At 68.1% G+C, this 9,797-nt stretch carries 4 protein-coding genes and 1 tRNA gene; 1 reads left to right on the forward strand and 4 read right to left on the reverse strand.

The window, feature by feature from the left end:
* Positions 1-21: 21 nt before the first annotated feature.
* Positions 22-5,454 (reverse strand): HAMP domain-containing protein, encoded by a 5,433-nt coding sequence (locus ACF1FZ_RS19860; protein WP_391774689.1) that lies wholly within the window; start codon positions 5,452-5,454, stop codon positions 22-24.
* Between the two features lie 400 nt (positions 5,455-5,854).
* Between ACF1FZ_RS19860 and ACF1FZ_RS19865 the strand changes: the two genes are divergently transcribed.
* On the forward strand, positions 5,855-8,482 hold the full coding sequence (locus ACF1FZ_RS19865; RefSeq protein WP_391774690.1) for a SpoIIE family protein phosphatase: 2,628 nt from the start codon (positions 5,855-5,857) through the stop codon (positions 8,480-8,482).
* Between the two features lie 176 nt (positions 8,483-8,658).
* Here the strand turns inward: ACF1FZ_RS19865 and ACF1FZ_RS19870 are convergent, their stop codons facing one another.
* The 3 genes from ACF1FZ_RS19870 to ACF1FZ_RS19880 all read right to left on the reverse strand — a co-directional run bounded on the left by ACF1FZ_RS19870 (position 8,659) and on the right by ACF1FZ_RS19880 (position 9,543).
* Positions 8,659-9,045 (reverse strand): VOC family protein, encoded by a 387-nt coding sequence (locus ACF1FZ_RS19870; protein WP_391774691.1) that lies wholly within the window; start codon positions 9,043-9,045, stop codon positions 8,659-8,661.
* Positions 9,042-9,335, reverse strand: a complete 294-nt coding sequence (locus ACF1FZ_RS19875; protein WP_391774692.1) for an ArsR/SmtB family transcription factor — start codon at positions 9,333-9,335, stop codon at positions 9,042-9,044. Before ACF1FZ_RS19875 ends, ACF1FZ_RS19870 begins: the two co-directional genes overlap by 4 nt.
* A gap of 135 nt (positions 9,336-9,470) precedes the next feature.
* Positions 9,471-9,543, reverse strand: a tRNA-Thr gene (locus tag ACF1FZ_RS19880).
* Positions 9,544-9,797: the final 254 nt, after the last annotated feature.

Here is a 9,797-nt window from a genome sequence, read left to right on the forward strand (position 1 = left end):
GGCGGCCCTCCCGCCGCGCGGTCACTCTCCGCGCATCCAATTCTCCATCACCGACAGCAGGTGGTCGGAATCGACCGGCTTGGTCACGTAGTCAGAGGCTCCGCAGTCGATCGCCTTCTCACGGTCGCCCTTCATCGCCTTGGCGGTCAGTGCGACGATCGGCAGCCCCGAGAACTGCGGCATCCGGCGAATCGCCGTCGTGGTCGCGTACCCATCCATCTCGGGCATCATGATGTCCATCAGGACGATCGTCACATCATCGTGCTGTTCCAGGACTTCGATACCCTCACGTCCGTTCTCCGCGTACAGCACCGAAAGTCCATGCTGCTCCAGCACGCTGGTAAGGGCGAAGACATTGCGGATGTCGTCGTCGACGATCAGTACCTTCTCCCCGTGGAAGCGGAACGTCCGGCGCGCTTCCGGCTCCTCCTGGACGCTCTGCACCCACTCCTCCGGCGCCGCGGCCTCCTCCCCGGACCTGCCGTTCGGCAGGGCGGGGCGCTGCGCGGTCCCGCCCAGGGCCTTGCGCCGGCGCCGGAAGGCCCCGGCGGAGTCACCGGAACCGCCCAGGGACTGCTCGGTCCCGGTGCTCTGCGGTGCCTCCAGGCGCAGGGCGCCCTCGGCGGAACTCGCGTGGACCTCGATGGGCCCGGGCCCCGTCTGCGGATAGCCCTGCGGAGGCAGCTCGCTCGGGTGCAGGGGCAGGTACAACGTGAAGGTCGAGCCACGTCCCGGTTCGCTCGCCGCGTGGATCTCCCCGCCCAGCAGACGGGCGATCTCGCGGCTGATGGAGAGACCGAGACCGGTTCCACCGTACTTACGGCTGGTCGTACCGTCCGCCTGCTTGAACGCCTCGAAGATCACCAGCATCTTGCTGGACGCGATGCCGATACCGGTGTCGGTGACCGAGAAGGCGATCAGGTCACCGTCGGCGTCACGCAGTGAGCCGGCCTCCAGCAGGTGTTCCCTGATGGCGTTCGGCACGTCGGGCCCGGCCGGCCGGATGACCAGCTCGACGGCGCCGCTGTCGGTGAACTTCACCGCGTTGGACAGGAGGTTGCGCAGGACCTGCAGCAGCCGCTGTTCGTCCGTGTGCAGCGTGGCGGGCAGCTCCGGAGACACCCGTACGGAGAAGTCGAGTCCCTTCTCCGCAGTGAGCGGGCGGAACGTCGCCTCCACGTAGTCGACCAACTGCACCAGGGCGATCCTGGTCGGGCTGACGTCCATCTTGCCCGCCTCGACCTTGGACAGGTCGAGGATGTCGTTGATCAGCTGGAGCAGGTCGGAGCCCGCTCCGTGGATCGTCTCGGCGAACTCCACCTGCTTCGGCGAGAGATTGCTCTCGGCGTTGTCCGCGAGCAGCTTGGCCAGGATGAGCAGCGAGTTGAGCGGCGTGCGCAGCTCGTGCGACATGTTGGCCAGGAACTCGGACTTGTAGCGCATCGAGACGGCGAGCTGCTCGGCGCGCTCCTCCAGGACCTGCCGGGCCTCCTCGATCTCGGTGTTCTTCACCTCGATGTCGCGGTTCTGCTGCGCGAGCAGTTCCGCCTTCTCCTCCAGCTCGGCGTTGGAGGCCTGCAACGCCTTCTGCCGGTTCTCCAGCTCCTGCGAACGGTCGCGCAGCTGCTCGGTGAGTTCCTGGGACTGTTCGAGGAGCTTCTCGGTCTTCGTGTTGACGCTGATGGTGTTGACGCTCGTGGCGATCATCTCGGCGAGCTGGTTGAGAAAGTCCCGCTGGATGTGTGTGAACGGCTGGAAGGACGCCAGTTCGATGACACCGAGCACCTGGCCCTCGAAGAGCACGGGCAGCACGATCACGTGTGCGGGCGGCGCCTCACCCAGCCCGGAGGAGATCTTCAGATAACCCGGCGGCACGTTGTCCACCTGGATCGTCCGCTTCTCCACGGCCGCCGTGCCGATGAGGGTCTCACCGGGCCGGAAGGAAGTCGGCATGGACCCCGCCGAGTAGCCGTAACTGCCGCGCATGCGCAACTCGTACGCGTGCTCGCTGCCGGCGTCCGACCCGACCTCGTCCCCCTCGCCGGTGGCCATGGCCAGGAAGAACGCACCGTGCTGGGCGGAGACGACCGGTGTCAGCTCGCTCATGATCAGCGACGCCACGTCGTCCAGGTCCCGGCGTCCCTGCATCAGACCGGAGATCCGGGCGAGGTTGCCCTTGAGCCAGTCCTGCTCCTTGTTGGCCAGCGTGGTGTCGCGCAGATTGGCGATCATCGTATTGATGTTGTCCTGCAGCACCTGGATCTCGCCGGCCGCGTCCACGTCGATCTTGAGATTGAGATCGCCGCGGGTCACCGCGGTGGCGACGGCCGCGATGGCGCGCACCTGGCGGGTCAGGTTCCCCGCCATCTCGTTCACCGACTCGGTGAGGTCACGCCAGGTACCGTCGACGTCCCTGACCCTGGCCTGACCGCCCAGCTGCCCCTCGGTGCCCACCTCGCGGGCCACCCGGGTCACCTGCTCGGCGAAGGAGGAGAGCTGGTCGACCATCGTGTTGATGGTGTTCTTCAGCTCAAGGATCTCACCACGCGCGTCGATGTCGATCTTCTTGGTGAGGTCGCCCTTGGCGATGGCCGTGGTCACCGTGGCGATCTGCCGCACCTGGCCTGTCAGGTTGGACGCCATCGAGTTCACCGACTCCGTGAGGTCCTTCCAGGTGCCCGAGACACCCGGGACACGTGCCTGGCCGCCCAGCTCTCCCTCGGTGCCCACCTCGCGGGCCACCCGGGTCACCTCGTCGGCGAACGAGGACAGGGTCGTCACCATCGTGTTGACGGTGTCGGCCAGTTCGGCGACCTCGCCGCGTGCCTCGACCGTCACCTTCTTCGTCAGGTCGCCGTTGGCGACCGCGGAGGAGACCCTGGAGATGTTCCGTACCTGGCTGGTCAGGTTGTTCGCCATCAGGTTGACGTTCTCGCTGAGGTCCTTCCAGATGCCTGTGGCACCGCGCACCCGGGCCTGGCCGCCGAGGATGCCCTCGGTCCCCACCTCCCGGGCGACCCTCGTCACCTCGTCACCGAAGTTCATCAGCTGGTCGACCATGGTGTTGACCGTCGTCACCAGTTCGAGGATCTCGCCCTTGGCGTCGACGGTGATCTTCTTGGAGAGGTCGCCCTTCGCGACCGCGGTGGTCACCTCGGCGATGTTGCGCACCTGGAGGGTCAGGTTGTTCGCCATGCCGTTGACGGACTGGGTGAGGTCCTTCCACGTGCCGGAGACACCCTGTACTTCCGCCTGGCCGCCCAGGATGCCCTCCGTGCCCACCTCACGGGCGACCCGGGTCACCTGCTCCGCGAAGTTCGACAGCTGGTCGACCATGGTGTTGAGGGTGTTCTTCAGCTCAAGGATCTCTCCCCGGGCGTCCACATCGATCTTCTGCGACAGGTCACCCCGCGCCACCGCCGTGGCGACCTGCGCGATGTTGCGGACCTGGGCGGTGAGGTTCCCGGCCATGCCGTTCACCGAGTCGGTCAGGTCACGCCACACGCCTGCCACACCGGGTACCTGTGCCTGGCCGCCGAGGCGGCCGTCCGTGCCCACCTCGCGGGCCACCCGGGTCACCTGGTCGGCGAAGGCGGACAGCTGGTCGACCATCGTGTTGATGGTGTTCTTCAGCTCAAGGATCTCTCCCCGGGCGTCCACATCGATCTTCTGCGACAGGTCACCCCGCGCCACCGCCGTGGTCACCTGGGCGATCTGGCGTACCTGGGAGGTCAGGTTCCCGGCCATGAAGTTGACGGAGTCGGTGAGCTCCTTCCACGTGCCGGAGACACCGTCGACACGTGCCTGACCACCCAGGCGGCCCTCCGTGCCCACGTCCCGCGCCATCCGCGTCACCTGGTCGGCGAAGTTGGACAGCTGCGCCACCATCGTGTTGACGGTGTTCTTCAGCTCCAGCATCTCGCCGGCCACGTCGACGGTGACCTTCTGCGACAGATCGCCGTTGGCGACGGCCGTGGTCACCTGCGCGATGTCACGCACCTGGCCCGTGAGGTTGCGGAAGGCGGTGTTCACCGAGTCGGTGAGGTCCTTCCACGTCCCTGCCGCGCCCGGCACCTCCGCCTGGCCGCCGAGACGGCCTTCGACGCCGACCTCCCGCGCCACCCGGGTCACTTCCGAACCGAAGGCCTGGAGCTGGTCCACCATCGTGTTGACGGTGTTCTTCAGCTCCAGCATCTCACCGGCCACATCGACGGTGACCTTCTGCGTCATGTCACCACTGGCCACAGCGGTGGTCACCTGCGCGATGTCACGCACCTGTGTCGTCAGGTTCCGGAAGACCGTGTTCACCGAATCGGTGAGGTCCTTCCAGGTGCCCGCGGCACCCGGCACCTGGGCCTGGCCGCCGAGCAGCCCCTCGCCACCGACCTCGCTCGCCACTCGCGTCACCTCGTCGGCGAAAGTACGCAGCGTCTCGGTCATCTGGTTGATCGTCTCGGCGAGCTGCGCGACCTCGCCCCGGGCGCTCACCGTGACCTTCTGGGACAGATCGCCGTTGGCGACCGCCGTCGTCACCTCGGCGATGCCGCGCACCTGCGACGTGAGGTTCCCGGCCATCGTGTTGACGGAGTCGGTGAGGTCCTTCCAGACCCCGGCCACCCCTGGAACCGTCGCCTGTCCGCCCAGCTCTCCCTCGGTACCCACCTCACGGGCGACCCGGGTCACCTCGGAGGAGAACGACGACAGCTGGTCCACCATCGTGTTGACGGTGTTCTTCAGCTGGAGCATCTCACCGGCCACATGGACGGTGACCTTCCGCGAGAGGTCGCCCTTGGCCACGGCCGTCGTCACCAGGGCGATGTCGCGCACCTGTGCGGTCAGCCGGTAGGCCATGGTGTTCACGGAGTCCGTGAGGTCCTTCCACGACCCGGACATGCCACGCACCTGGGCCTGTCCGCCCAGCTTGCCCTCGGTACCCACCTCGACCGCGACCCGCGTCACCTGTTCGGTGAACGCGGACAGCTGATCGACCAGATTGTTGACGGTGCGGGCGACCTTCAGGAACTCCCCGCGCAGCGGGCGTACCGTCTCGTCCGCCGTATGGGTGCGCAGCTCCATCCGCTGCTCGAGGTCACCGTCGGCGACCGCGGAGAGTACTCGTCCGACTTCGGACACGGGTCGCGCCAGGTCGTCGACGAGCTCGTTGGAGGCGTCGATCGCAGCCGCCCAGGACCCCTCGCAGGCGCCGGTCTCCAGGCGCTCGGTGAGCTTTCCCTCGCGTCCGACCACGCGCCGCACCCGGGCGAGCTCGCCCGTCAGGTGCAGATTCCGGTCAGCGACCTCGTTGAAGACCGCAGCGATCTCGGTGAGCACGCCGTCGCCGGAGACGGTGAGCCGCCTGCGGAAGTTTCCGTCACGCATCGCCACGAGGGCCGCGAGCAGTCTGTTGAGAGCTGCCGCATCCACATCGATCGTCCCGTTGCGCTGCTTTTTCACGGACTGCCCGCCTTTTGTGCGCGTTCCTGAACCCCGCGCCGCCACGCCAGACTCCACCGTGTCCCTCCCGCAGGGGTTGACCGTATCGCTAGGGCCGTTGTCGGAAGCTTGCCCACTTCCACTTTCGCTCACCGCCACAGCACACCGTCGACGGGTGACTATGCGGTCGTCAAATCGTTGAAACGTACCAGGCCGGCGCGGGAGGGCGGGGAAGGTCGCATGGTTGTCCCATTTCCCTCACCGGGCGACCCAAGTTGTGCGCCCGGCGCACGACCGCCGGAGGCCCCGGGCATCCAAGTCCGCCCTCGTGTACCCGGGACACCCGGCGAGCGTCTAGCCTGGCAGTCGAATCGAAGCGGCGACATACGGGCACAGGACTCGGGGAGCGACGAGACACCAAATGGGGAGTGCTGTGATCACCGCGCGCGCGGCTGCCACCTTCGATCCGGTCGGCCGTTCGGTCGCGACCGCCCGCGCTTTCGTCCGCGACACCCTTCAGGGGTGGGGTTACACGGATGTCGTCGACGACGCCGTCGTCCTTACCAGCGAACTCGTGACCAATGCGGTCGTGCATGCCGGCACGGCAGCCGATGTGCTCTGTCTGCGCACCGAGGACGGCGTCCGCGTCGAGGTGTCCGACCACTACCCGGAGCGGGAGGTCCCGCTCCAGGGCTCAGGCCTCGATTTCGGCAGCCCTGACCGGGAGGGCGGCCGTGGCCTGCTGCTCTGCGCCGCTCTCGCCTCCCGCTGGGGCGTCGAGTACACCCCGGCGCACAAGCACGTCTGGTTCCAGCTGGATCTTCCCGAGCGCCCCGTGGGCATCCGCTCGGCGAGCCCGGTCCTGCCGACCGCGCTCCTGCCGGTGGCGGAACAGCGCGTGCGGGTGGCCGTCGTGCAGATCGACGGCTCCGGATCCATCGCCTCGTGGAACGACGACGCCGCCTTCCTCTTCGGATACGCCGCGGAGAAGGTCGACGGCAGGCAGTTCACCGACTTCGTGGCGTGGCCGCACACCCCGGGCACCAACACCGGTATCGCCGAAGCGCTGCGGCTCTCCCGGTGGGAGGGCAGCTACGGCATCCGCGGCGCCGACGGCCGCGTCATTCCGGTGTACGCCTCGCACCTCAGGGTCCGCGACGCCGACGGAGAGCCCTCCACCGTCTGCCTCCTCGTACGCGATTACGAACGCGCCGTGCTCCAGACACCGGCCCGTGCGCCCGTCTCCGACGCGTCGGCCGAAAACCGCACCACGGACCCGTTCGAAATCTTCATCGGCTCCCCCGCCCCCGACGACCTCGACGGGCTGCTGCAGCGCACGGTCGAGCGGGCACGCGACATGCTGGACGCCGACGCCGCGTTCCTGCTGCTGGCCACCGATGACGAGACCGAGCTGGAGGTCCGTGCGACCACCGGCCTCCCTTCGGCCCGCCAGCGCTTCGCCCGGGTTCCCGTCGAGGCCGGGACGGGCCGTTACGGCTCCGCCCGCATGCCCGCCGTCCACGAGGACCTCTCCGTCGTACCGGGCGCTGTGCCGCTGCTCGTTGACACCGGCATGCGTTCGGTCGTCACGGTCCCGCTCAAGGTCGAGGGCCGCCTCACGGGCTCCCTCGGGGTCGCGGCCGAAGCTGCTGGGCGTTACTCCAACGAGGAGGCCCTGCGCCTGCAGTTCGCAGCGGACCGCATCGCGCTGGCCGTCGAGTCGGCCAGGCTCGGCGAACTGGAGCGTCTGCGCCGCGGCTCGCTGTCCTTCCTCGTCGAGGCGTCGGACCTGCTCGCCGGAACACTGGACAGGGACCAGACCCTGGCACTGATGGCACAGATGACCGTGCCCACACTGGCTACGTGGTGCGCCGTCTACACCATCGCGGACCAGTCCTCGGAGCCCTTCCTCTCCTACGTCCTCCACGAGGACGAGGAACGCATCGACGGCCTGAAGGACCTGCTCTCCTCCATCGCCCCACCGGACCCCGTCCCGGCTCCGGGCGCCCGGATCTGGCCGGCGCCTACGGAAGCCGGTCACCAGGCAGCCCTGCGCACGTCCAAGCGCACCCTGGGCAGGGACGCCCCCCTGAGCATGGGAGCGGCCACCCGCACCATTCTGGCCACGGCGGCTGCGGTGGGAGGCGAGACCGTGGTCCTGCCACTGGTGGCAAGGAACCGCGTGATCGGCATGCTCACGCTCGGCAAGCCCTCCGACGAGCACTTCCGCCAGGAGATTCTGGAGCTGGCCGAGGACCTTTCCCGGCGGGCCGCTCTGGCCCTGGACAACGCCCGTCTGTACTCGGAGCGCATGGCCATCAGCCAGTCGCTCCAGCGCAGCCTGCTGCCGCCCGGCCTGCCCGATGTACCCAACGTCGAGATCGAGGTCATCTACCGTGCGGCGGGTGAGGGCAACGAGGTCGGCGGCGACTTCTACGACGTCTTCCCCATCCGCGACGGTGCCTACGGCTTCGCCATCGGCGACGTCTGCGGTACGGGCCCGGAGGCTGCGGCAGTCACGGGTCTCGCCCGGCACGCCCTGCGTCTTCTGGCCCGCGAGGGGTTCGGCGGCCCTGCGGTACTGGAGCGGCTCAATGCCGCCATCCTGGACGAGGGCGCACGCAGCCGCTTCCTCACGCTGCTCTACGGGGAGTTGTGGCCCCAGGAGGACGGCAGCGCCCTTCTGAAGGTGGTCTGCGCCGGCCATCCGCTCCCCCTGCGTCTACGCCAGGACGGCACCGTGGAAGCCGCTGCCGAGCCCCAGCCGCTGCTGGGAGTCATCGAGGACCTCGAGCTGTACGAGCAGGAGGTCACTCTGGAGCCCGGCGATGTGCTCCTGTGCGTGACCGACGGGGTCACCGAGCGCCGCGAGGGCGCCCGCATGCTGGGCGACGACGGGCTGGCCGACGTCCTCGCCGTGTGCACGGGCCTGACAGCCGGCGCGGTCGCGGGGCGCATCCTGCGGGCCGTCGAACGCTTCGCCGCGGAGCCCGCATCCGATGACATGGCGATCCTGGCCATGCGCGTACCGGAGCCGCAGAGCGTCTGAGGCAGTGTCTCCTCCGGCTCTGACGCCTGTCGTCCCGGCCGAGCCGGCACCGGCTGCCGGAAGCGTGGCTGCCTGAGCAACGGCACACTCCGGAGCGCCCGCACCGGACCGGCAGGCGGCCCCGGCGCCCACCGGTGTGACAAGCGGAGAGCAGCCACCGTTCCCCCGGCCGGCCTCTACTCGCTGTGCACGATCTGGATCAGGTTGCCGCAGGTGTCGTCCAGTACCGCAGTGGTGACCTGCCCCATCCGCAGCGGCTTCTGGGTGAACCGCACGCCGAGTCCACGCAGCCGGTCGAACTCCGCGGGTACGTCGTCCACGGCGAAGGACGTGGCCGGGATGCCGTCCTTGACCAGCGCCTCCTTGTACGGCTTCACCGCGGGGTGGCCGTCGGGCTCCAGCAGCAGTTCGGTTCCGTCGGGAGCCTCGGGTGAGACCACGGTCAGCCACCGGTCCTCCCCTAGCGGGACCTCGGTCTTCTTCACGAAGCCCAGTACGTCCGTGTAGAAGCGGAGCGCCTTGTCCTGGTCGTCGACGAAGACGCTGGAAAGGTGGATCTTCATGGGGTGCTCTCCGGTGAATCAGGCCTGAGCCATCGGGTCACGATGCGCTCAAGGGGCTCGGTGTTCAGGTCGTGGAACTTGTAGCGGCCCTGCCGCCGTGAACGGACCAGGCCTGCGGACTCCAGGACGGCCAGGTGCTGGCTGATCGCCTGGCGGGACAGCCCCAGACCGTGCTTGGTCACCAGCCGTGCGCAGATCTCGAACAGCGTCTGGCCGTCCCGGTCCACCAGCTCATCCAGAATTCGCCGACGGGTGGGGTCGGCCAGGGCCTTGTAGACATCATCCGCCATGGACGACACCATAGGTAAGTAGATGCTTGCCTATCAAGTGGGACTGTCCTGGCTGCACCTGTGTGAGCCCGCGGCAGACGTGCCCCGAACGCAAAGAAGGGCCCCCGCCATTGGCGGGGGCCCTTCTTTGCGTTGAGCCCCAATGCGGAATCGAACCGCAGACCTTCTCCTTACCATGGAGACGCTCTACCGACTGAGCTATTGGGGCCTGCTGCCTTGCGGCAACGAGGTAAAGCATACCCCGAACTCAGGGGTGCTCAGAACCATCAGTTCCAGGACTCCGTCGAGACGGCTCAGCCGGCTTCGACCCGGCCGAACACCGGGCTGCCGGTCTTCCCCAAGCCGGTAATCGTGCCCTGACAGGCAGGGGCGCTCAGAACGCAGAAAAGCCCCGTGCCACAAGGGCACGGGGCTTTCCCGGAATAATTGTTCGGCGGCGTCCTACTCTCCCACAGGGTCCCC

This window comes from Streptomyces sp. NPDC014623 (assembly GCF_043088245.1).
Lineage (GTDB): Bacteria > Actinomycetota > Actinomycetes > Streptomycetales > Streptomycetaceae > Streptomyces.